Genomic DNA, 23072 nt, shown 5'->3' with positions numbered 1-23072 from the left:
ATGAGGCGTCGAGTGACCCCGCGAGCCCCAACGGAACCCACGCCGCTGGATAGGGGCCCTCACAGCACACTCCCCACCTCCGGCTCCGCCGGCCGCGGCCGGCTGAAGAACGGCGCCGGGATGCCCTCGGCTTCGCAGGCGCGCGCCACGGCCGGATCGGCTTCCAGGGCGGCGCAGAGCGCGAGCAGCTGCGGGCAGTCGTCGAGGGCGTCGGCGGCCAGGGGCGAGCCCTGCGGATAGAGCCGCGCCCAGCGCGCGCAGCCGGCCAGGTAGACATCGCAGACGCTGCGGCCCCAGGGCAGCAGCCACACGCCCTCTCGCGCCGCGAGCTGCCGCTCCAGCAGCCGGAAATGCCCGAGCGCCCGCCGCTGGGCGGTACGCCCGACGCGCTCCCGGGCATCGGGCTCGTCCGCATACCGCTCGCGGTAGAAGGCGATGCGCAGATCGGCGTGCAGGGTGTTGGAGAGGAAGAACAGCCACTTCAGGCAGTCGCCCCGCGCGGCGGCTGCCGGCGGCGGCGCAAGGCCGGGATGCCGGTCGGCCAGATAGAGCAGGATGGCGCCGGTCTCGAATAGCACGGCATCGCCGTCCACGAGCACGGGGATCAGGCCCTGGGGGTTGAGGCGACGGTAGGCGGGGGAATGCTGCTCGCGCCGGCCGCGGTCCACCAGTACCGCCTCGTAGGGCGCGCGCAGAAGCTCGAGCGCCAACCGCACCACCAGGTTCGCGCTGTCCGGGGAATAGTAGAGGCGGTACAGGCCGTTGCGGCTCACGGTGCGGCTCCTGATCGCTTCCTGCGGTCAGAGCATACTAATGGTCTCAGGGGCATTGTCAGAGTTCAGCGCCCCATGCTGTCGCTGCCGCCCACGCCCGCCGTGGCGCGTATGCTCCCGTCAGGCCCCCTCGGCGGCCGCACGGTTGACGGTGTTGCGGGCGAACGGGCTCAGGCCAAGCCAGGCGTCGATGCTGCGGCGCAGGGCGTCGTCCCCGGTGAGGTGCACCATGCCGGACGCCACCTCGGCCGCCAGGGTCGTGTAGCCCATCCAGATGGCGGTCATGGTCCGCAGGCTGGAGGAGACGTGCAGATCCACGTCGAAGCCCGGGTCCGTGTAGCAGAGGCTTACCCCGGTCCCGGGCTCCACCACCAGCCACCAGCGCCGGCTGCCGGGCGCAAGATCCGGGTACAGAAACTGAATCACGCAGCGGCGCGGCGGCATCGGCGTCGGGTCCAGATTTCGGCGCATGTCCCACATCAACAGGGAGGGGTCCAGATTGGCGAGGGAAGCCGTGCTCTCGACCCAGCGGTGGCCCCACTCACCCATCGCCGTGACCAGCGGGCGCAGGGCCTCCCCCGCCTCGCTCAGGCGATAGGCGTGGCCGGTGCCGGTCGGCTCGCGCCGCACCAGCCCGTGGGCTTCCAGCTCCCGCAACCGCTCGGAGAGCAGCCCCGGGGAGATTCGGGGCATGCCCTTCTGCAGCTCGTTGAAGCGGGTGCTGCCGCAGAGCAGCTCGCGCAGGATCAGCGTGGTCCAGCGGCGGCAGAGCACCTCCGAGGCCATGGCGACCGGGCAGAACTGACCGTAACTACCTGACTGTGCTCCGCTCATGGATTCGCTCCTGGCGGGATTTTCACGATACAGAATCTGCAGTTGTTTGCCCACGGCAACGGCGCAGAATCCTCGCCAGTCCGGTGGTTTACCCGTCCCTACCCGACCGGCGGCCAGCAGCATGGTGCAGGCCGACCGAACAAGGGCGACTTCACACTGGGCGCATCGGGCCTGGCATCAGAACCAACAAGAGCACCTCGTCATGAACAGCTACACGTTCCGCACCCTGGACGGCGGCACCACCACCGTGGATGCCCCCACCGTCGACGCCTTCGCCGGCGCCCTCCGCGGCGACATCGTCGCCGCCGATCACCCCGGCTACGACGAGGCCCGCGCCGTGTGGAACGGCATGGTGGACCGCCACCCCACGCTGATCGCCCGCTGCCGCGGCGCGCGGGACGTGCAGACCGTCGTGCGCTTCGCCGCGGAGCACGGACTGCTCACCAGCGTTCGTGGTGGCGGCCATCACATTGCCGGAAACGCCGTGGCCGACCAGGGGCTGGTGATCGACTGCTCAGCCATGCGTGACGTCCACGTGGACCCGGAGCGACGCAGCGCACGCGTCGGCCCCGGCGCCCTGCTCGCCGACTTCGACCATGAGGCACAGGCCTTCGGGCTGGCCACGCCGCTCGGCATCAACTCCACCACCGGCGTCGCCGGCCTGTGCCTCGGGGGCGGTTTCGGCTGGCTCAGCCGGCGCTACGGCATGACCATCGACAACCTCGTCTCGGCGGACCTCGTCACCGCCGACGGTGAGCGACGCACCGTCTCGGGCGAGCGCGACCCGGAGCTCTTGTGGGCCTTGCAGGGCGGTGGCGGCAACTTCGGGGTGGTGACGGCCTTCGAGTTCCGCCTGCATCCGGTGGGTCCGATGGTCTACAGCGGCCTGGTGGTCTACCCGTTCGCGCAGGCGGAGCAGGTGCTGCGCGCCTGGCGGGACTTCACCGCCACCGCGCCCGAAGCGCTCACGGTCTGGACCGTGCTGCGCAAGGCCCCGCCCCTGCCCTTCCTGCCGGAATCGGTGCACGGTCACGAGGTGGTGGTCTTCCCGCTCGTGCATTGCGGTGACCCCGCCGACGGCGAGCGCGCCGCGGCGCCCGTGCTCGGCTTCGGCGAGCCGGTGGGCAGCGCCCTCGGCATCCAGCCCTATGCCGCATTCCAGCAGGCGTTCGATCCGCTGCTCACGCCCGGCGGGCGGAACTATTGGAAATCCAACAGCTTCAGCACGCTTAATAACGCAGTACTGGACCTGGTCATCAACGCGGCCGCGACGCTGCCGGACCCGGAATGCGAGGTCTTCATCGCCCACGTGGGCGGCGCCATGGCCCGAGTGGCCCCGACCGACACCGCCTACGCCGGCCGCGACGCCCACTACATCATGAACGTGCACGGGCGCTGGAGCCGCCCGGAACAGGACGACGCGGTCCGCGACTGGGCACGGCGGACATTCTCCGCGGCGGCGCCCCACGGCACCGGCGGGGGCTACGTGAACTTCCTCACCGAGGACGAAGGTGAGCGCACCCAGGCCGCCTACGGCGTAAATTATGCGCGACTCCAGGCCGTGAAGCAGCGGGTCGATCCGCGCAACCTCTTCCGCTCGAACCTGAACATACCCCCGCAGGCGCCGGAAGCGGCGGCGTAGCGGACGCACCATCGGCGGGAGCCCTGCCCGGGCCCCGCCGAGTCCTCCGGGATACGCGCTCGCCGGCGGCGCGATCCTCATGCCGGATGGCGGTCGCAGCGCGCACGCCTGCCGGCCCGGCATCCGGGAGGTGGCCGGCCGGGTGTCGCTGTCCCATCTGACTCCAAAGTGGCAGGCAACAGCTTCGTAGCCTCGGCAAACGACGATGACGTTCCGGGACGAACGCCTGCGCTCCCTGACCGCGGATCTCGAGCATCGTTTTCGCCAGCGCCTGCCCGGAGACCAGCAGCACCTGGCTGCCGGCCGCCCGGGCGACCCCGGACCGGGAATTCACATCCGCCCTCTCTGCCGGCGGACCGGGCCGGCCCCGTCCGCACCGGCAGGATGGGTCAGGGCCGTTCCCTATTGCAGTTGGTGACGCGGCCGGCGAGGGTAGACCACGTCCGCAGGCGGGAAGAGAGGCCCCCCAGTGTCCACCATTCACGTACCCGTGCGCTTCGCCGGATTCGGCATCTGCATCGTCGGCCTCCTGGCGTCGATACTGTGCCTGCCCATGAGCCTCTGGTGGGGCTGGCCCGCGGCCATCTTCGGCGCCCTGACAGCCCTCGGCATCTACGATCTGCTGCAGACGCGCCGGGCCGTGAGCCGGAACTACCCCGTGCTCGCCCATCTGCGCTATTTCCTGGAGTCCATCGGCCCGGAGATCCGGCAGTACTTCATCGAGGCGGACACCGACGAGCGCCCGTTCTCCCGCGAGCAGCGCTCGGTGGTCTACCAGCGGGCCAAGAACGTGCTCGACAAGCGCCCGTTCGGCACCCTGCAGAACGTCTATGCGGAGGGCTACGAGTGGATCAATCACTCGGTTGCTCCCACCGAGCCGGATCCGAAGACCTTTCGCGTGACCATCGGGCGGGACTGCCCGCTGCCCTACCGCGCCAGCGTCTTCAACATCTCGGCGATGAGCTTCGGCTCGCTCTCGGCCAACGCCATTCTCGCGCTCAACAAGGGCGCCGCCATGGGTGGCTTCTACCACGACACCGGGGAGGGCTCGATCTCCCGCTACCACACCCGCCACGGCGGCGACCTGATGTGGGAGATCGGCTCCGGGTACTTCGGCTGCCGGGACGATCACGGTCGCTTCGACGAGGCCCTGTTCCGCGACAACGCCGCCCGCGAGCAGGTGCGGCTGATCGAGATCAAGCTCTCCCAGGGGGCTAAGCCCGGCCACGGCGGCATCCTGCCCGCGGCCAAGGTCACTCCGGAGATCGCCGAGGCGCGACACGTGCCGATGGGGGAAGACGTGGTCTCGCCACCGGCCCACTCGGCCTTCCATACGCCCATCGAGCTCATGCATTTCATCACTCGCCTGCGTGAGGCCTCCGGCGGCAAGCCGGTGGGCTTCAAGCTGGCGGTCGGGCATCCGTGGGAGTGGTTCGCCATCGTCAAGGCGATGCTCGAGACCGAGGAGCTGCCGGACTTCATCGTCGTCGACGGTGGCGAGGGGGGTACCGGCGCGGCGCCGCTGGAGTTCATCAACCGCCTCGGCATGCCGCTGGACGACGCCCTGCTGCTGGTGCACAACACCCTGGTGGGTGCCGGGCTGCGGGACCGCCTGCACATCGGTGCGGCCGGCAAGGTGACGAGCTCGTTCAAGATCGCCCGCACGATGGCTCTCGGCGCCGACTGGTGCAACGCCGCCCGCGGCTTCATGTTCGCTCTGGGCTGCATCCAGTCGCTGAGCTGCCATACCGATCACTGCCCGACCGGCGTCGCCACGCAGGACCCTTATCGCGCCGGTGCGCTGGACGTGAAGGACAAGTCCGTCCGCGTCGCGAACTTCCACGCCAACACGCTGAAGGCCCTGGCCGGGCTGCTCTCGGCGGCGGGCCTGGAGCAGCCGTGGCAAATACGCCCGAGCCACCTCCTGCGCCGCACGGCGGACGGCGAGGTGCGCAGCTTCGATGAGCTCTACCCCTTTCTGGAAGCTGGCGAGCTGCTGCGCAGGACGCCGGGCCACGGCGTTTACCAGCGCTACTGGCCCCGGGCAAGCGGCCGGCGCTTCGCGCCCGCGGCCTAGCCCGCATATCTCACCGATTCGCGGCGGGGGCGCCGCTCCTGCGGGGCCTGCCCGGGCAGGGCGGCAGCGACTACCTGCAGGAGGCGCGCCCGCGCGCCGGATCCCCCATTGGGCCTTGTCAGCGTTGCTGGGCCGCCTGGGCGTTCTCCCCGGCCGGCCGCCCCCTGCGCCAGGCGTGGTAGCGGGCCAGCCAGGCCAGCACCCGCTGGGGCGCGTGCGCCTTCTTCCACTCGCCGGCGGCGAACTTGTTCGCCTCCATGAGCGTGGGGTAGGCATGGATCGTGGAGAGCAGCTTGTTCATGCCGAGACCGTGACGGATCGCGGTGACGTACTCGCTGATGAGCTCACCGGCATGCTCGCCGACGATGGTGGCGCCGAGCACGCGATCCTTGCCGGGGACGGTGAGCACCTTCACGAAGCCCTCGGTGGCGCCTTCGGCAATCGCCCGGTCCAGCTCCGCGAGCTCGTAGACCGTGACCTCGTACTCGATGCCCTGTGCCTTGGCCTCGTCCTCGTTGAGGCCCACGCGCGCCACCTCGGGGTCGGTGAAGGTGCTCCAGGGCAGTGCGCTGTAGTCCACGGCAAAGCGCTTGAAGCCGCCGAACAGGGCGTTCACCGCCGCATGCCATGCCTGATGGGCCGCAGCATGGGTGAACTGGTACGGCCCCACCACGTCGCCGACGGCAAAGATATTGGGATAGCGGGTCTGCAGGTACTCGTTGACCTCGATGGTGCCGCGCTCGGTGGTGGGGATCCCCAGCGTCTCCAGCCCGAAGCCGGTGATGTTCGGCTTGCGGCCCACGGCGACCAGGATCTGGTCAAAGGGGATGCGCTCCTCGACGCCGTCCCGCTCGACCAGCAGCGCACGGCTGCCGTCTGCGCCCGTCTCCACGGCCTTTGCCTGGGTGCCGGTGCGCACGTCGATGCCTTCCTCGGCGAAGCGCTGCGCCACCAGGGCCGCTGCCTCCGGGTCCTCGCGGGGTAGCAGGCGCGGTGCCAGCTCGACCTGGGTCACGTGGCTGCCGAGGCGGGCAAAGGCCTGGGTCAGCTCGCTGCCGATGGGCCCGCCGCCGATCACCACCAGCCGCTCCGGGCGCTCGCGTAGATCCCAGAGGTTCTCCGAGGTCAGGTAGCCGGCCTCCTCGAGCCCGGGAATCGGCGGCACGAACGGGCGGGCACCCGTGGCGACGATGATGTTGCGGGTGGTGAGCGTGCGGCCGTCGACCTCCACCGTCCAGGGCGAGGTGATCCGGGCCTCGCCCTTGATCACGTCCACGCCTAGCCCCTCGTATCGCTCCACGGAGTCGTGGAGCTCCACCTGCCGCACCACCTTCTGGACCCGCTCCATCACCTCGGCGAAGTCGAACTCGGCGCTCGCGGAGCGGATGCCGTACTCCCCGGAGCGCCCCAGCTGCGCAACAAAACGCGCCGAGCGCAGCAGCGCCTTGGAGGGCACGCAGCCGGTGTTGAGGCAGTCACCGCCCATACGGTCCTTCTCGATGAGCGAGACCCGGGCCTTGACGGCTGCACCGATGTAGGCGCTCACGAGCCCGCCGGAGCCCGCCCCGATGACCACCATGTCGCGGTCGAAGCTATCGGGCTTCTCCCAGCCGCGCAGCGCCTTGCGCGCCTGCAGTGTCTGCAGGATCTTGCGGGCGACGATGGGGAACAGGCCGAGGGCGGTGAACGAGGCGATCAGCCCCGGCGAGAGCAGCCCGCCCACGGAGCTGATCTGCCCGAGCTGGGTGCCGGCATTCACGTAGACGACGGTGCCGGCGAGCATGCCTACCTGGCTCACCCAGTAGAAGGTCCAGGTGCGCATGGGCGTCAGCCCCATCACCAGGTTGATGACGAAGAACGGAAACGCCGGCACCAGCCGCAGCCCGAACAGATAGAACGCCCCGTCCTTCTCCACGCCGCGATTGACCTTGCGCAGGCTCTGACCGAAGCGCCGTTGCACCGTGTCCCGCAGCAGCAGGCGGGCGACCAGGAACGCCAGCGTGGCGCCGATGCTGGAGGCGAAGGACACCAGCACGGTGCCGGTGACGAGCCCGAACAGCGCTCCCGCCACCAGCGTCATCACCGCGGCGCCCGGGAGTGACAGCGCCGTGACCACGACGTAGATCGCGAAGAAGGCCGCCAGCGTGGCCACCGGATGCGCCGCATAGACCGCCTGGAAGGTCTCGCGCTGGGACTGCACGTAGGCCAGCGACAGATACTGGCCGAGATCAAAGGCGAAGAACGCGCCGATGGCGGCCGCGATGATCACGGGCAGGATGAGCTTCCCGTAGGACATGTTCGACTCCCGGTGGTGCGGTTAAGACTCTGACCACGAACGGACGCCAGTGTGTCCGTGCGCCCCGACGGGCGCCATTCGTGCTTCTGCCTACGGGCTTTTGCGAGCCGCCTCCGGCGCCTAGGGAAGCGCTGATCGATTCCCGCGGGCCTCTGGCCGCCGCTCTGGAGCGCACAGGCCTGCGGAAATTGACCAGCGCTTCCCTAGAGGTATGGGATCGGGATATGCAGCCTTGCCGCGATGACGCGCATCAGCGCCTGCTCACGGGCATTTAGCCCGCATATCTCACCGATTCGCGGCTGCGGGCGTGGATCTGCCGGGCAATCCGGCGTTGCGCTCGGCTCGGGTGCTCGACGTACTGTCGAGTACGCCTGCGCGCCCGAGCTCTCGCGCGCCTTGTCTTGCCCGCCATCTCCACCCCCTCGCTCCGCGAATCGGTGAGATATGCGGGCTCGCGTGCGATCGTGCCGTGCGGTGGCCTCGAGTCCCTCCAGCACCCGCCGCTTGCCCCGCGGCGGCAGCCCATCGAGTCGCCGCAGGGCGCTCTCCAGCAGCGGCTGCCAGAGCTCGCCCGCTTCCGGCATCGGTGACGGCGGCAGGCCCGCCGCGGCCAGGCCGGCGGCATAGGCCGCCCGGGCCGCCTCCGGCGGCTCCGCACCCTGCTGCGCCACCACTGCCAGCACCTGCCGCAGCGCCCGCAGCCGGCCCGCGCCGGGCACCACCGCGCGGCGTCCGTGTCCCTCGGCCTCCCGCAGCCGCTCACCCAGCAGGCGTGCGACGGCGTAGGGCAGAACCTCCGCCCCGCCCTGGCCGCGAGCCAGCTCGTCGGCGAGGGCCAGCAGCGCCGTCCGGCGGGCCGGGGGCGCCCGGCGCAGCAGCGGAAAGGCGAGATCCAGCAGTGGCAGCCGGAGGTCCGGCGCCAGCGCCGGTACCGCCGTCAGCAGGTAGCGCACGTTCGCCTCGGCCTCCGCGCCGAGGTGACGCTGGACCGCCAGCAGCTGCGCGGCCTGCAGGTCGGCGCCCTGTCCGAGCAGGAGGTAGCCGAGCAGCGGCGCCACCCATTCCGGTTTGTGGGCAGCCTCCAGCAGCGGCGTGGGCAGCAGATCCAGCACCGGTGCCAGCGCGTCCGCGGCCGGTGTTTCCGCGGCATCGGCGTCGGTTGTGGCGGCGGAGGTGCCGATGCCCGCAGCCCCTGCCCCGGAGCGCTCGCCCGGCCCGGGCGCCGTCGCCTCGCTCTGCCGGTCCGCCGGCGGGGGCGCCGCCAGCGCCGCCGGGTCGAAGCCAGGCTCCAGGGCCCGGATGCGCTCGACGATGGGAGGATGGCTCGCCAGCAGGCGACCGCCGCGGCCGGCAGCGAAGAGCATGTGGGCAACTTCCTCGCTGTCCGCCCGCAGGCGGTTGGCCCCGGGGGCGGCGATCTTTTTCAGGGCGCCGGCGAGGCCGTCCGGGAGTCGCGTGAACTGCACGGCGCCGGCATCCGCCAGAAACTCCCGCTGGCGCGCGACCCCGGCCTTCAGGCAGCGGGCCAAGAACAGCCCGAGATAGCCCACCGCGACCAGCACCAGGCCCATGGCGAGCATCGCCGGATGCGAGCGCCCGCCATAGCGCCGCCGTCGTGATCCTGGCCGGAGGAGAAAGACACCAAGCCGCGCCACCCGCGTGATGCCGAACAGCCAGCCCATCAGGCGCAGATTGAGTCGCGTATCCCCGTGGACAATGTGGGCTACCTCATGGGCGACAACCCCCTGCAGCTCCGAGCGGGTAAGCCGCTCCAGCGCCCCGCGGGTCACCGCGATGATCGCGTCCGCGGGCCCGTGCCCGGCGGCAAAGGCGTTGATCGACTGCTCGTTTTCCAGCACGTAGACGCCGGGCACGGGAATCCCGGCCGCCAGCGCCATTTCCTCGGTGACGTTGACAAGCCGCCGCCGCAGCGGATCCCGGGTGTCCGGGTCCACTGCCTCGGCGCCGAGCTCCCAGGCCACCGTGCCGCCCCCCCGGCGCAGCCGGTGCATGCGCCACAGGCTGGCGGCGAGGATGCCGCCGCCGGTGAGCGCCGCCGCCCAGGCGATCACGTCGCGCTGCGCGTTCAGGGCCGCCAGCCAGCCCCCCGCAGGCGGGGGGTGCACGATCCCCGCCACCAGCACCGCCGCCACGCTCACCACGCCAATGATGAGCAGCACGGCGAGCCCGAACAGCGCCAGCAGCCACAGCGTCTGGCGGCGCGCACGGTCCTGGCGGCCGAAGAAATCCATGGCGGACCTCGCCGGCGGCTCAGTTGAAGGCGACCTGCACCGCCTCGCGCTTCGCCGGGTCGTCCACCGTCAGCAGCCGCGCGGGGCGGAAGCGGAACAGCCCGCTCAGGAGATTGTTCGGGAAGACCTCGCGCAGATTGTTATAGCCGAGCACCGCATCGTTGTAGGCCTGGCGCGCGAAGGCGACCCGGTTCTCGGTATTGGTGAGGGACTCGGAGAGCTGCATCATGGTGGCGTCGGCCTTGAGCTCGGGATAGCTCTCCGCGACCGCGAACAGCCGCCCCAGCGCCGCCGTCAGACCCGATTCCGCGCCCTCCAGGCCCTGCATGGCGCCGGTGTCCCCAGGCGCGCGGCGCGCCGCGTCCAGCTGAGCCTCGGCCTGGTTGCGCGCTGCGGTCACCGCTTCCAGGGTCTCACGCTCATGATCCAGATAGCGCTGGGCCACGCTCACCAGATTCGGGATCAGATCGTGCCGGCGGGTGAGCTGGACGTCGATCTGGGCAAAGGCGTTGCGGTAGCGATTGCGCGCGGTGACGAGGCGGTTGTAGATCAGCACGGCGGCGATCACCGCGCCGACGACGAGTGCCAGGACGATCCATTCCATGCCGACTATTCCCCCTTTTGACCCGCCGCAACGGTAAAGCCCCCGGCCCGCCCCGGCTGTGAGCCGCTTCCCGAATTCCGCCGTCTGCGGCATGGTGACGGCTCAGCGCCTGCAGCCGTCGGGCCGCGGGCACCGAACCACCGACGACAGGGAGAGTGCCATGACCCGACTGCTCGCGATCCCAGGCAGCCTGCGCCGCGCCTCCTACAATGCCGCCCTGCTCCGCAATGCCGCCGAGCTCGCGCCGGCGGACGTCAGCGTCGAGGTCGCGACACTGCATGGCATCCCGCTCTACGACGGCGACCTCGAGGCGCGGGACGGCATCCCGGAGGCGGTCACGGCCCTGAAGGAGCGAATCGCCGCCGCGGACGGCCTGATCATTGCCACCCCCGAGTACAACAACGGCATTCCCGGTGTGCTCAAGAACGCCATCGACTGGATCTCGCGGCCGCCGGCCGACCAGGCCCGCGTACTGCGTGATCGCCCGGTGGCCCTGGTGGGCGCCACCCCGGGGGGATTCGGGACCGTGCTCGCCCAGACGGCCTGGCTGCCGGTGCTGCGGACCCTGGGCCTGCGCCTGTGGACCGGCGGGCGCCTCACCGTCGCCGGAGCGGCCAGAATTTTCGACGACGAGGGACGGCTCACCGACGAGGACCTGCGGGCACGCCTCGGCGAGTTCGTTGCCGGCTTTGCCGACTTCGCACGGGGGTAGCGGGGACCGGAACCGCGGGCTAGTGTCGCGTATCGCAGGTTGCCGGGCGCTCCGCACGGCGTTGCCCTGGGGCCGCTGCGGGCCCCGGAGAGCACGGTAACCTGGGATACGGGACAGCAGGGGGATGCCATGACCACCACCGGCGTCCAGACGACGGAGGACTGGTGCCGCGCGCTCGACCGCGCCACCGGGTGCGGTGACGTCCCCCTGCCCGGCCTGCCGGAAATGGCCCTGCGAGTCCGCCAGGCGGCGAGTGCCGAGAACGCCAGCAGCGACGCCCTGGCGCGCCTGATCGGTCAGGACGCCGCCATGAGCACGCGCCTGATGAAGGTGGCCAACGCCGCGGCGGCTCGCCGTGCCGCGCCAGCCCGCTCACTGGACCGGGCCATCGCCCGAATCGGCTTTGGCCTCACCTGCTCGCTGGTCACCGGCCTGTGCATTCTGCGCCAGATGGAACGCTACCGTGGCGACGTGGCCGCCCGATTGCGGGCGCACCACGAGGCCTCGGTTGCGGTTGCGGCCATCGCCCACTATCTGGCGCGCCAGGCCCGTGGCGTCGATCCGCATGAGGCCATGCTGGCGGGTCTGCTGCACGACATCGGGGTACTGCCCATCCTGGATTTCGCCGCCCGCAACCCGGCGCTGGCCGCGGACGGGGCGGCGCTGGACGCGCTGATCGAACGCCGGCGGGCGCCCCTCGGCGCGGCCGTGCTCGACCAGTGGCATTTTCCGCCCTCGCTGGTGGGCGTAGCGGCCGGGCTGGACCAGCTCGACCGTGAACATGAGGGCGGCACCGATCTGCTGGACGTCATCCTCGCGGCGCGCCTGGAGCACGCACGGGGCACCCGTGCCATCGAGCTCGAGCGCCCGGTCATGGCGCGCTTCGATCTGATCGAGGCACCCCTCGCCGAGCGCGCCGAGGCTCAGGCGGAGATTCGCGCCCTGCGCGGCGCCCTCGCCGGCTGAGCGCACCGGCCCACCGGGCCGAAGGGGCCGATTCATGCCGCATGCCGACAGCGCCGACAGCCAAGCCAACCCGCAGGCCGGGGAGCGCGCCGCCGGCGTCGGCGGGATCGTCCTGCTCGGGGTCGGCGTCGGCAGCGTGGTCTCGCTGCTGGCGGCGAGCTTCGTCCTGATCGTGCTGTGGCTGAACGAATGGCTACTGATCTCGCCGCGGGCGCGGATGATGTTCGAGCACCGCGGCTGGATCACCGCGGCCACCGTGGCGGTGCCGACGGCGGGCGGCCTCCTGGTGGGGCTGCTGCACCGGCTCATTCTCGAGCGCCGGGCCCACGGACCCGCGGAGGTGATCGCGGCGGTCCAGACCCGTCGCGGCCGGCTGGCGGCACGCCCCGGCCTGCTCTCCGCCGCCAGCAGCCTGATCGCCCTCGGCTCCGGGGCTTCCGTCGGCCAGTACGGGCCGCTGGTGCACCTCGGCGGCAGCCTCGGCTCCGGCGCGGCGCGGCTGTTCCGCTGCGGGCGCTCGGACGACAACATCGCCATCGCCTGCGGGGTGGCCGCGGCCATTGCCACCGCCTTCAAGGCGCCCATCGCCGGGATTCTGTTCGCCCACGAGGTGGTGCTGCGTCACTACGCGCTGCGGGCCTTCGCGCCGGTGGCCGCGGCGGCGGTGATGGGCTACGTCGTGGAGGGCCTGCTGTTCGAGCGCGAGGCGCTGTTCTACGTCGCCTCCGCGGAGATCGTGCATGCGTGGGAGTACGCAGGGTTCGTCGCCATCGGCGGCGTCGGCGCACTGCTGGCCGTCACCTACATGCACGCCATTCTGTGGGTGGGGCGCTGGGCACCGCGCACCCGGATTCCGGCGGTGCTGCGGCCCGCCGCCGCGGGGGCCGCCATTGGGCTGACCGCGCTCTGGCTGCCGGATATCCTCGGCATCGGCGGCACGACGCTGCGCTTTGCCACCATCGAGGGCGCCTACGGCGACGGCGAGCTGGCACTGATCATGGTGGCCAAGCTGGCGGCGACGGCGCTCTGCCTCGGCTTCGGATTCAGCGGCGGGGTGTTCAGCCCGGCGCTCGTCATCGGGGCGCTGTTCGGTGCCCTCTGCGGCGGCTTCGCCGACTTCCTGCCCGGCGCCGAGCACGCCAGCATGGTGGTGTATGCGGTCTGCGGCATGGTGGCCGTCACCGCCCCCGTCATCGGTGCGCCGCTGGCCACGCTGCTGATCGTCTTCGAGCTCACGGCAAGCTACACGCTGACCACCGCGGCGCTGGCCAGCCTCGCGCTCGCCAATCTGCTCGCCGCCCGCCTGTTCGGCCGTTCCCTGTTCGACGTGCAGCTCCACCGGCGCGGCCTGGACCTGGCCGCCGGCCGCGATCAGGCGGTGCTCCAGGGGCGGCCGGTGGCGTCACTGGTCAGCGAGCGCTGCACGCGGCTCGACCCCGGGGCCACGCCACAGGAGGCCCTGGCGTCACTCGAGCGCAACGGCGACGAGGAGGGCTTTCTGGTGGACGCGGACGAGCGCTACCGGGGAACGGTCACGGCGCCCGCGCTCCGGGCGTGCGGCCGGGGGACGCGCCTCGGCGAGGTCAGCACCCCGGACTGGCCACTGCTCACGCCGGAGAGCTCGCTCTGGGAGGCCCTGCACCGCGCCCACGGCGTCGGCGCCAAGGCGCTTCCCGTGGTTGCGGCGCGCGGTCGGCGGCGTTTCCTGGGTGTGGTCACCACCGCCGCGCTCGCCCAGGCAGAGCGCTCGGCACACGCGGAGATCCGCGAGGAGGAACAGGGTGCCGGCTGACGACGCGAGAAAGCCCGCACGCTGGTCGGGGGCCATGCTTGCCGCAACCCTCGCGCTCTTCGGCAGCGCCGACGCCTCGGGGGAGGCGTCCTCGCCGCCGCGGATCACGATCGCCACCTGGGGCGGCGCCTACGAAGCGGCGCAGCAGGCCGCGCTGTTCCAGCCCTTCACCGAGCGCACCGGCATCGAGGTGGACATCGCCCGCTACGATGGCGGGCTGGCGGAGCTGCGCGCCCAGCACCGACGGGGCGAGGTCGCCTGGGACGTGGTGGACATGACCATGAGCGACACCCTGGCCGCCTGCGACGAGGGCCTGCTGCAGCCGCTCGACGCCGATCTGCCGCCGCCCTCGCCGGAGGGCCTGCCCCCCGGCCGCGACTTCATCGACGGCGCGTTCAGCCGCTGCGGCATCACGCATACCGTGTACACCACGGTTATCGCCTACGATCGGCGCGCCTTCCCGGGCATCCGGCCGCGGCGGGTAGCGGATCTGTTCGACACCGACCGTTTCCCGGGCCGGCGCGCGCTGCAACGCGCCCCGTTCGGCAATCTGGAGTGGGCCCTGCTCTCCTACGGGGTGCCGCGCCAGGACCTCTACCCACTGCTCAGTACCCCACGCGGCATCGGGCTCGCCCTGCGCCGGCTCGAGCGGATCGCGCCATCGGCGGTCTGGTGGGAGGGCGGCGACGAGCCCGTGGCGCTGCTTGCCAAGGGTGAGGTGGTGATGGCCACCGGCTACAACGGCCGCTTCTTCCATGCCCGCGCGGTGGAGGGAGCGCCCATCGAGATCCTGCGGGACGGGCAGATCCAGGAGTACGAGAACTGGGCCATTGCCGCCGGTGCGCCGAATCCCGGGGCGGCGCGACGCTTCATCCGCTTTGCCACCAGCACCCCGGCGCTGGCGGAGTTCGCCCGCCATCTGCCCTATGGCCCCGCGCGGGAATCCGCCATGCGCCGCGTCTCCACCCACGTCAGCGCCGGCGTGGACATGCAGCCCTACCTGCCCACGCACCCGATCAATGCCCGCAACGCCATCGTCAAGGACGTGGACTGGTACGCACGCACCCACGACCGCATCCGGAAGACCTTCAACGAGTGGCTCGCGGGGATCGAGGGGCGCGCACCCGGCGAGACCGTGGAGGGCGCCGGGAGCACGCCCGCGGACGGCGCCCGCTGACCCCGGCGCGGGAGATTTCGGCGACCGTGGTACTCTGCACGCACCGTCGCCGTCAGCGGCACGACGCGAGCCACCACCAGCCCCATGCCGCATCCTCCCTACCTGAGACATCTCCTGCCCCTGCTGCTACTCGCTCTGCTCGGCGCCTGCGGCTCCGAATCCGATCCCAAGCCGCAATCCGGAGAATCCGGCGACGATGCCGGACAGTCCTCTGCGGCAGCGGCACGCGACCTCGCGGCTATCCGTGAAAGTGGCGAGCTGGTGGTCATCACCCGCAATGCCCCCACCACCTGGTACATCGACCGCGACGACCAGCCCGCCGGGCCCGAGCATGACCTGATCAAGTCGCTGGCCGCCGAGCTCGGCCTTGCCGTGCGCTGGAAGATGGTGCCCACGGTGGCCGAGGCGCTGGCCGGGATCGCCAATGGCGAGGCGGACATTGCCGCCGCGGGGCTGACGATCACCGAGGCTCGTGAGGAGCGATTCCGCTTCGGTCCCCCCTACCAGCAGGTGACCCAGCAGGTGGTCTGCCGGCGGGACAATGTCCAGCCCGAGACCGTCGCCGAGCTGGTGGGCCTCGAGATCGAGGTTATCGCCGGCAGCAGCTACAGCGAACGGCTGTCCGAGCTGCAGGCGAACGGTCATCCGGACCTGGCCTGGCGCGAAACCGCCGAGGTCGATACCGAGGCCCTGCTGCGGCGCGTCTGGGAGCGGGAGATCGACTGCACGGTGGCGGATTCGACCATCGTCGACATAAACCGCCGCTACTACCCGGAGCTGATCGCGCCCTTCAACCTCAGCCGCGCCCAGTCGCTGGGCTGGGTGATGCCGCCGGACGCCGACAGCCTCGCCGCCGCCGTCGCCGACTGGCATGCCGGCGCCGAGGAGGCGGGGCTGCTGACGCGCATCTCCGATCGCTACTACGGCTTCTACCAGGCCTTCGATTACGTCGACATCGCCCGCTACGTGCGCCGCATCGACGAGCGCTTCCCGCGCTATCGCGAGTGGTTCCGCGAGGCCGCCGAGGCGCATGACCTGCCCTTCAGCCTGATCGCCGCTCAGGGCTATCAGGAGTCGCACTGGAACCCGGAGGCGCAGAGCCCCACCGGGGTGCGCGGCATCATGATGCTCACCCTGCCCACCGCCCGGGAGCTCGGCGTGGAGAACCGTCTGGATCCGCGCCAGAGCATCTTCGGTGGCGCCCGCTATCTCGCGCGCATGAAGGATAGCTTCGTCGAGGCGGTGCCCGAGCCGGACCGCACTTTCCTTGCCCTCGCCGCCTACAACATCGGCCGCGGCCATATGCACGACGCCCAGAGCCTGGCCCGGGAGCTCGACCTGAGCCCGCATCTGTGGAGCGACATGAAGACCGTGCTGCCCCTGCTGGCGGACGAGCGCTACTACCGGGACCTGCGCTACGGCTACGCCCGGGGCTCGGAGCCGGTCCGCTACGTCCAGCGCATCCGCGAATATCGTGCGGTGCTCGAGCAGGACCTCGCCGCGCCCGCCACCGCCGCGCAGTAGACGGGGGTTGAGCCCGAAGCGTCGCAGCCCAATGCTGCTGGGCACTGGTAGACCGACACAGGAGACTTCCCCGTGAGCGATCCCGTGATGCTGATTACCGGCGCCTCCAGCGGCATCGGCGCCGAAACCGCCCGCCACGCTGCCCGCGAAGGCTATCGCCTGGCCCTGGCCGGCCGCAGCGCCGAGCGGCTCGAGGCCCTGGTGCAGGAGCTCGGCGGCGCCGGTCGCGCCATTGCCATCCGCTGCGACGTCACCGACAACGGCGAGCAGAAGGCGATGGTGGCCCGCACCCTCGAAGCCTTCGGGCGCATCGACGTGGTCTTCGCCAACGCCGGGCGCCCCGGCGCTCCGGGCGGGTTCAGCGGCGCCGACCCGGACGTCTGGCGGGACATGCTGCTGGTCAACGTCCACGGCGTGGCGCTTACCGCCCAGAACACCCTGCCGGCCCTGCGCGAGAGCCGTGGCCATCTCGTGCTCACGGGCTCCGCCGCCGGTCGCGTCACCATCCCGGGCTCCATGTACAGCGCCAGCAAGTGGGCGGTCACCGCCATCGGCTACGGCGTGCGCGAGGAGCTCCGCGGCAGCGGTATCCGGGTGACGCTGATCGAGCCCGGCATGGTGGACACGCCCTTCTTCGACCAGCCGCCGGAAAACGCGCTGGCACCGGCCGATGTGGCTCGCTCGGTGATCTACGCGGTGAGCCAGCCGGAGCACGTGGACGTCAACGAGATCCTGGTGCGGCCGCGGCCTGCGGTGGAGTCCTGACACCGTGTTCGAGGGCTACCGCCGCTTCGACCTGAGCGTGAATGGCGTCGCCGTCCACGGCCGGGTCGGGGGCAGTGGCCCGCCGCTGCTGCTGCTCCACGGCCATCCCCAGACCCATGCGATCTGGCACCGCCTCGCGGCGCCCCTGGCCGAGCGCTTCACGGTGGTGGCGCCGGATCTCCGCGGCTATGGAGACTCCGGCAAGCCGCCGGGCGAGCCCGACCACGGCAACTACAGCAAGCGGGTCATGGCCGCCGACCAGGTGGGGCTGATGCGGGAGCTCGGCTTCGAGCGGTTCGCGATCTGCGCCCACGACCGCGGCGGCCGGGTCGCGCACCGTCTGGCGATGGATCATCCACGGCGGGTAACGCGCCTGATGCTGCTGGACATCGCCCCGACGCTGGCCATGTACGAGCAGACCGATCGGGTCTTCGCCACCGCCTACTTCCACTGGTTCTTCCTGATCCAGCCGGCGCCGTTTCCGGAGCGGCTGATCGGCGCCGACCCGGAGGCCTACATCGAACGCACCATGGGCGGCCGCCACGGTGGCCTCGCCGTGTTCGCGCCGGAGGCGCTGGCGGAGTACCGGCGCTGCCTGGCGCAGCCCGGCGCCGTGCATGGCCTCTGCGAGGACTACCGCGCCTCGGCCACCATCGACCTCGAGCACGACCGCGAGGACCGCGCCGCCGGGCGCATGATCGAATGCCCCCTGCGGGTGCTCTGGGGCCGCCACGGCATCATCGAGCGCTGCTTCGACGCCCTGGCCGAGTGGCGCGCCGTGGCCCGCAGCGTGGACGGCGAAGCCCTGGACTGCGGCCACTACCTGCCGGAGGAGGCGCCCGACGAGGTGCTGCGGCATATCCTCGAGTTCATGCCGCCGGAGGTGGCAACGGGACACTAGGGAAGCGCTGATCAATTCCCGCGGGCCTCTGGCCGCAGGTCGCGTGCGCAGACAAGGCGCGCTGCGCAGCGCTGTACCGGGGGTACAGTCAAGCAGCGCAACGCCGGCTGCGCGCGCGACCTGCGGCCCCGAAGGGCGCTCCAGAGCGGCGGCCTGGACTGCGTTGGCGTTCTTGTAAAGGGCTACGGCCATTCACTGCGAACGCCGCCTTGCCAGGCCGCCGCTCTGGAGCGCAGAGGCCCGCGGGAATTGATCAGCGCTTCCCTAGCCCACAGATCTCACCGATCCGCGGCCTCGCTTCGCGAATCGGTGAGATATGCGGGCTAGCTAGCGACGCCGGCCGGAATCAGGGCCGCGACATGATCACCGCCGCCACCATGCGGTGGTAGACGAACAGCAGCGCCAGCGCGAAGACGATAACGCAAAGCCCCGCCAGCGCCGGGCCGAAACCGAGGAACAGGGCCACGACCCCGACGCCCAGGCGCCCGATGATGCCCAGCACCACCGGCAGGCGCGAGTGCACCGGATCCAGCTGCCCCGGCACCTGCAGCAGGACCGTCCACAGCAGCAGCCCGCCGGCCAGCGGCACGAGCCCGCCGGCATCCGCCCCAAGCGCAGCCACCACCGCCTGCGGCCAGGCCAGCATCGCCAGACCGGCCAGCGCCTCGAGGGCAAGCACCAGGCCGAACAGGCTGCGGAACCCCTGCACATGGGCCGTAGCGGCCTCCCGTGTGGCGGTAAGAGAGAGGGTGTCGGTCATGCCGTACCTCCGGGCGTGGTACCCGCGCGGGCCCACGGGAAGAACGGATTGCGGGCATCGGCGAACAGGGGCGCCAGGGCCGGCGCGTGGCGCTCCACCACCTCCTTCAGGCCGTTGTCCTCCACCCAGGCGAAGCCCGCCGGCGTATACATCTCCGGCGTGTAGTCGTCGGTGAAGAAGCGGTCGCTCTTCAGCCGCCGGGAGGCCATCAGGATGAAGATACGGAACGCCGTGTCGGAGAAGCCGAACCGCGGCGGCCAGTTGCGCTCGGAGCCCGCCTCCGCGAGGCAGCCGGTAAGCAGATCGACGCGCTCGACGCTGCCGTAGATCTCCTCCAGCAGTCGCTGGTCGTCCGGATCATCGGTGATGTCCTCGAAGCGCTCCGGCGGCCGGCAGCCGACCAGCTTCCGGAACTCCGCGTAGCGGGGCACCCCGCGCTCGCGATCGCGCAACACGTCCACCGCTGCAAGGTCCAGGAAGATCCCTTCCTCCGGCTTCTTGTCGATCCGTCGCAGCTGGTTCGGATAGTTGTGCAGCGTCATCGCACCGGGGTGTGCGGTGGCGAGGGAATACAGGACGTCGTCGAAGCCCATTTGCCCGTAGAGGGAGCGGGCCTTGCCGAAGGTCACCTCCTTCAGCGTCGCCCGCAGCAGCTCGCGGTCGTCGCCGGCCGCGCGGAAGGTGAAGTCGTCCGGCAGCAGCGGATGCAGGCGGTAGACGGCGGTGAATTCCTCGGTCATCGCGTAGGGGGCACCATGATGCTCGGTGGGCGAGCCGGGAATGCCCGAGATGACCTCGCTGTCCGACACGCGGCCGAAGCCGCGGGCGACGTGCTCGCCCATGAGCCCCCAGTAGTTGCCGCGCATGGCGAATCGGCCCGTCGGGCTGTCCATCAGCGCCGGCGTCCACTCCACGGTGTGGATCTTGGCCATGAGCGCGGCATTCACCAGCCGTGCCTTCTGGAACAGCCACTCCCCCGAGGCCCGCGGATAGTCGATGCGCAGCCGCTCGACGATGGCGTTGTGCTCCCGGGCAAACAGCGTGTGCAGCACCGACAGGCCGCACCACCAGTTGCCATTCACCCCCGCCAGCTCCTGCCCCGGGCGCTTTTCCTGGAGATCGGCGTCGAGGGGGAGCAGGCCGCGTTCATCCAGCCAAAGCCGCCCGTCCTCCAGCCGATTGCCGTCCGGATCCCGACGCAGGCGCTCCATGCGCTGCCATGAGGAGCCGTAGACCTGGGAGCCGTCCCACCAGTGGGTCTCGATGTTGCGGAAGGTCGGCGGCTTGCCCTCGTCCGCAGCGCCCTGGCGCGGATCGCGCCGGGTGGCCAGCACGCTCATACGCTCCGCGGGCCAGTCATCGCCCTCCGGCAGCGGCACCTCGAGCTTGCGCTCGCGATCGTTGGCACCGTGGCCGAGCCAGTCGTGCACCATGAACTGGATCCACGCGGCGGCCAGCAGGTTCAGGTGCGGCACCGGCGCGAACTCGCGCCGGGCCAGCAGCCGGTTGGAGACCTCCCGCGGACTGGGCTCCATCAGCCGCTTGGCGGGCTCGGGCGTGCAGGCGCTGAGCGGCACGTTGCGACCGAAACGCTGCCCGGCCCGCCCCATCCAGCGGCGCTCGCGGTCGTTGTGGCTACCGTCCGGCATGCGCCAGCCGTGGGTGTCGAAGTCTGGCGGCAGATCCTCCGGCGGCCGCGCCTGGCCGTCGGGGTCGGTCTCGGTGTCGACGAGGTTGTGCCGGCGCAGATTCACCCGGTGACCGAGCACCACCGCCACCGAGACAATCATCGGAAACCGGTGCCAAACGGCAAAACGCCCCGTCACCCGGGCGAACACACCGAGTAAACGGTCCAGCAGGCTTGCCATCATCGAGGCCCCCAGTCGACGCCCTTCGGAGCGAAATGTTCGTTATTGTTCGCTGAAGTGTAACAACGTCGTGCGGTTCGCCAAGGTTCTGCTACATTTTGTTCGCATTGGCCAGGATAAGTTGCGGCGAAAAATGTGGCCCAATTGCGTATTGGTGCAAAACAAAACAGCTGGAGAACTGCTTAACACGTCTGGCCGACAAGGGTTTTCTATTCCTTAACCAATAATTATCCGACCGGTCGATTCACCGCGCTTCGGTTTTCTAGGCTGCACTTGGCAGCACATCAACAATTTTCGGGGGAGCGCTCCGCGATGGCGAACGTGCGCGTCACCAACTGGAAACGTTCCATCGTCTACCACGCCCATAGCGTGGAGAAAGTCGGCAGCGTCGAGGACATCCAGCGCATCGTGCGCGACCGCGAGCGCTATCCCTCCCCCGTTCGCGTCAAGGGCTCGCACCACTCCACCACCCGCTGCGTCGTCGCCGAGGGCGGCACGGTGATCGACATCACCGGCATGAACCGCATCCTCGCCATCGACCGGGAGGCCTGCACGATCACCATGGAGGCGGGCTGTCAGCACATTGACGCCGCCAAGGCGCTGGAGAAGGAAGGCCTGCAGTTCTACGTCAACGTGGAGATCGGCAACCTCACGGTGGGCTCCGGGGCGACCGGCGGCACCAAGGACGCCTCCTACCACAGCGAGCGCGAGGGCTGGGAGTTCGGGCAGGTCGCCGCCTACTGCATCGGCGTGAAGACCGTGCAGCCGGACGGCTCGCTGCGGGAGGTGACCGAGACGGAGGACCCGGAGCTCATGGCCGCCATGCGCTCCTCCTACGGCATGCTCGGCATCGTCTACGAGGTCACCTTCCGGGTGAAGCCGATCCGCGCCATGGCCGTGGAGCACGAGGCCTTTCACGTCGACGAGTTCGCGGATCGCCTGGACGAGCTCATCGCCCGCAACCGCTCCATGATGCTCTATCTGTTCCCGTTCATCGATCGGGTGGTGGTGGAATGGCGCTATGAGGTCCCGGGCGAGCCGCAGTCCGGAAGCTGGCAGTGGCGGCTGCGCAACACCGTCTGGAAGACCCTGTGGCCCGGCACCTCGAAGCTGCTCGGCTACATCATCCCCCTGCGGCGCCTGCGTTTCTGGCTGATCGACAACCTCGAGCGCCTGACCGTCGCCGTGCTGGACCGCATTCTGCGCGACCGCAACTCGAGCCCCGCGGACCAGATCATCAACTACTCCGAGCTCGCCGGCTTCGCCTCCTACACCTTCTCCATCTGGGCCTTCCCGCGGGAGAGCTACCCGCAGGCGATTCGCGACTACTTCGCCTTCTGCAAGCAGTACTACCGCGACAACCACTACCGCTGCGATATGCTCAACGTCGGCTACCACATCGCCGAGGACCGCCAGTCGCTGTTCTCCTACACGCGGCGCGGCCCGGCCCTGACCCTCGACCCGGTGGCCACGGGTCTGCCCGGCTGGGAGGGCTTCCTCTACGCCTACAACGAGTTCTGCTCGCAGCACGACGGCACACCGCTCTGGAACCAGTCCGGCTCGGTGACTCCGCTGCAGGCGCAGAAGGCCTTCGGCGAGGAGATCCGCGAGTTCCTGCGCATCCGCGAGCAGATGGATCCGGAGCAGCGGTTCTACAACGAGTACTTCCGCCACCTCTTCTCGGAGGCCTAGTGCCCCCCGCCACCGACCCGCGCCGGTATGAGTACCGCGCCCTGCACTGGTTCCGCCGGCTGGTGGGCCTCGGGCTCGCCCTCAACCTGCTGTTCATCGTGCCCGGACTGCTCGCCCCCCGCCTGCTCGAAGCCTGGGCGGCGGTCGGCATCACCAACACGCCCCACTGGCTGCAGAACACCGCCCTGCTGCTCGCCATCATCACGGTGCTCTACATCCCCGTGATCCGGGATCCCTTCCGGTATCTGTTCGTGAGCGTCACCGTGGTGGGCGGGCGTTTCGCCGCGGGGGTGCTGTTCCTCTTCGGGCTGCTGTTCCTCGACTATCCCCAGGGCATGCTCGTGCTCGCCGCGAGCGACCTCACCCTCTCCGCGCTGCAGGCCCTGGCGCTGCAGCGCATGCTCGCGGACGGCGACCCGCGCGCCGGCTGGTGATCG

At 70.5% G+C, this 23072-nt stretch carries 18 protein-coding genes; 11 read left to right on the top strand and 7 right to left on the bottom strand.

Going from position 1 to position 23072, the window contains the following annotated elements; genetic code table 11:
- Positions 1–59 precede the first annotated feature (59 nt).
- Together LMH63_RS10495 and LMH63_RS10490 are read right to left on the bottom strand one after the other, a co-directional pair.
- The gene (locus LMH63_RS10495; protein ID WP_229332558.1) at positions 60–773 is read right to left on the bottom strand and encodes a glutathione S-transferase family protein; all 714 of its coding nucleotides are present in this window, start codon (positions 771–773) and stop codon (positions 60–62) included.
- Between the two features lie 120 nt (positions 774–893).
- Positions 894–1607, bottom strand: coding sequence for a winged helix-turn-helix transcriptional regulator (locus LMH63_RS10490; RefSeq protein WP_199225558.1), 714 nt, complete (start codon positions 1605–1607; stop codon positions 894–896).
- Positions 1608–1809: 202 nt separating this feature from the next.
- Between LMH63_RS10490 and LMH63_RS10485 the strand changes: the two genes are divergently transcribed.
- Positions 1810–3249 (top strand): FAD-binding oxidoreductase, encoded by a 1440-nt coding sequence (locus LMH63_RS10485; RefSeq protein ID WP_109675394.1) that lies wholly within the window; start codon positions 1810–1812, stop codon positions 3247–3249.
- A 469-nt stretch (positions 3250–3718) separates the two neighbouring features.
- Positions 3719–5326: an FMN-binding glutamate synthase family protein gene (locus LMH63_RS10480; RefSeq protein WP_229332557.1), complete on the top strand. Its 1608-nt coding sequence runs from the start codon at positions 3719–3721 to the stop codon at positions 5324–5326.
- 118 nt (positions 5327–5444) lie between these two features.
- On the opposite strand, the gene LMH63_RS10475 is transcribed toward LMH63_RS10480, so the two are convergent.
- The 3 genes from LMH63_RS10475 to LMH63_RS10465 form a co-directional block, all read right to left on the bottom strand.
- The gene (locus tag LMH63_RS10475; protein ID WP_109675392.1) at positions 5445–7622 is read right to left on the bottom strand and encodes a dihydrolipoyl dehydrogenase family protein; all 2178 of its coding nucleotides are present in this window, start codon (positions 7620–7622) and stop codon (positions 5445–5447) included.
- Positions 7623–7825: 203 nt separating this feature from the next.
- Positions 7826–9874, bottom strand: a complete 2049-nt coding sequence (locus LMH63_RS10470) for a M48 family metalloprotease (protein WP_109675390.1) — start codon at positions 9872–9874, stop codon at positions 7826–7828.
- A gap of 19 nt (positions 9875–9893) precedes the next feature.
- Positions 9894–10478 carry a LemA family protein gene (locus LMH63_RS10465; RefSeq protein ID WP_109675388.1) on the bottom strand — a complete coding sequence of 195 codons (585 nt, stop codon included), beginning with the start codon at positions 10476–10478 and terminating at the stop codon, positions 9894–9896.
- Between the two features lie 160 nt (positions 10479–10638).
- On the opposite strand from LMH63_RS10465, the gene LMH63_RS10460 reads away from it, so the two are divergent.
- The 7 genes from LMH63_RS10460 to LMH63_RS10430 all read left to right on the top strand — a co-directional run bounded on the left by LMH63_RS10460 (position 10639) and on the right by LMH63_RS10430 (position 18315).
- Positions 10639–11190, top strand: a complete 552-nt coding sequence (locus LMH63_RS10460) for an NADPH-dependent FMN reductase (RefSeq protein ID WP_109675386.1) — start codon at positions 10639–10641, stop codon at positions 11188–11190.
- A 129-nt stretch (positions 11191–11319) separates the two neighbouring features.
- Positions 11320–12156 (top strand): HDOD domain-containing protein, encoded by an 837-nt coding sequence (locus tag LMH63_RS10455; protein ID WP_109675384.1) that lies wholly within the window; start codon positions 11320–11322, stop codon positions 12154–12156.
- A 34-nt stretch (positions 12157–12190) separates the two neighbouring features.
- Positions 12191–13948 (top strand): chloride channel protein, encoded by a 1758-nt coding sequence (locus tag LMH63_RS10450; protein ID WP_109675382.1) that lies wholly within the window; start codon positions 12191–12193, stop codon positions 13946–13948.
- On the top strand, positions 13938–15125 hold the full coding sequence (locus LMH63_RS10445; protein WP_229332556.1) for an extracellular solute-binding protein: 1188 nt from the start codon (positions 13938–13940) through the stop codon (positions 15123–15125). Before LMH63_RS10450 ends, LMH63_RS10445 begins: the two co-directional genes overlap by 11 nt.
- An 84-nt stretch (positions 15126–15209) precedes the next feature.
- Positions 15210–16649, top strand: coding sequence for a membrane-bound lytic murein transglycosylase MltF (mltF, locus tag LMH63_RS10440; RefSeq protein ID WP_109675378.1), 1440 nt, complete (start codon positions 15210–15212; stop codon positions 16647–16649).
- 72 nt (positions 16650–16721) lie between these two features.
- Entirely contained in the window at positions 16722–17414 is a 693-nt protein-coding gene (locus LMH63_RS10435) for an SDR family oxidoreductase (protein WP_199225557.1), read from the top strand.
- Positions 17415–17418: 4 nt separating this feature from the next.
- A complete protein-coding gene (locus LMH63_RS10430) occupies positions 17419–18315 on the top strand; it encodes an alpha/beta fold hydrolase (RefSeq protein WP_109675376.1) in 897 nt (298 codons plus the stop codon).
- Positions 18316–18661: 346 nt separating this feature from the next.
- Here LMH63_RS10430 and LMH63_RS10425 read toward each other — a convergent pair whose 3' ends face one another.
- Positions 18662–19075 carry a hypothetical protein gene (locus tag LMH63_RS10425; RefSeq protein WP_109677680.1) on the bottom strand — a complete coding sequence of 138 codons (414 nt, stop codon included), beginning with the start codon at positions 19073–19075 and terminating at the stop codon, positions 18662–18664.
- The gene (locus tag LMH63_RS10420; protein WP_109677678.1) at positions 19072–20946 is read right to left on the bottom strand and encodes a peroxidase family protein; all 1875 of its coding nucleotides are present in this window, start codon (positions 20944–20946) and stop codon (positions 19072–19074) included. Before LMH63_RS10420 ends, LMH63_RS10425 begins: the two co-directional genes overlap by 4 nt.
- A 309-nt stretch (positions 20947–21255) precedes the next feature.
- Between LMH63_RS10420 and LMH63_RS10415 the strand changes: the two genes are divergently transcribed.
- Positions 21256–22635 carry an FAD-binding protein gene (locus tag LMH63_RS10415; RefSeq protein ID WP_109677676.1) on the top strand — a complete coding sequence of 460 codons (1380 nt, stop codon included), beginning with the start codon at positions 21256–21258 and terminating at the stop codon, positions 22633–22635.
- The gene (locus LMH63_RS10410) at positions 22635–23069 is read left to right on the top strand and encodes a hypothetical protein (protein WP_109677674.1); all 435 of its coding nucleotides are present in this window, start codon (positions 22635–22637) and stop codon (positions 23067–23069) included. Before LMH63_RS10415 ends, LMH63_RS10410 begins: the two co-directional genes overlap by 1 nt.
- The last annotated feature ends 3 nt before the right edge of the window (positions 23070–23072 follow it).

The organism is Spiribacter halobius (genome assembly GCF_020883455.1).
In the GTDB taxonomy this organism is placed as follows: Bacteria; Pseudomonadota; Gammaproteobacteria; order Nitrococcales; family Nitrococcaceae; genus Sediminicurvatus; species Sediminicurvatus halobius.
This window is presented reverse-complemented; position numbering and strand designations above follow the sequence as displayed.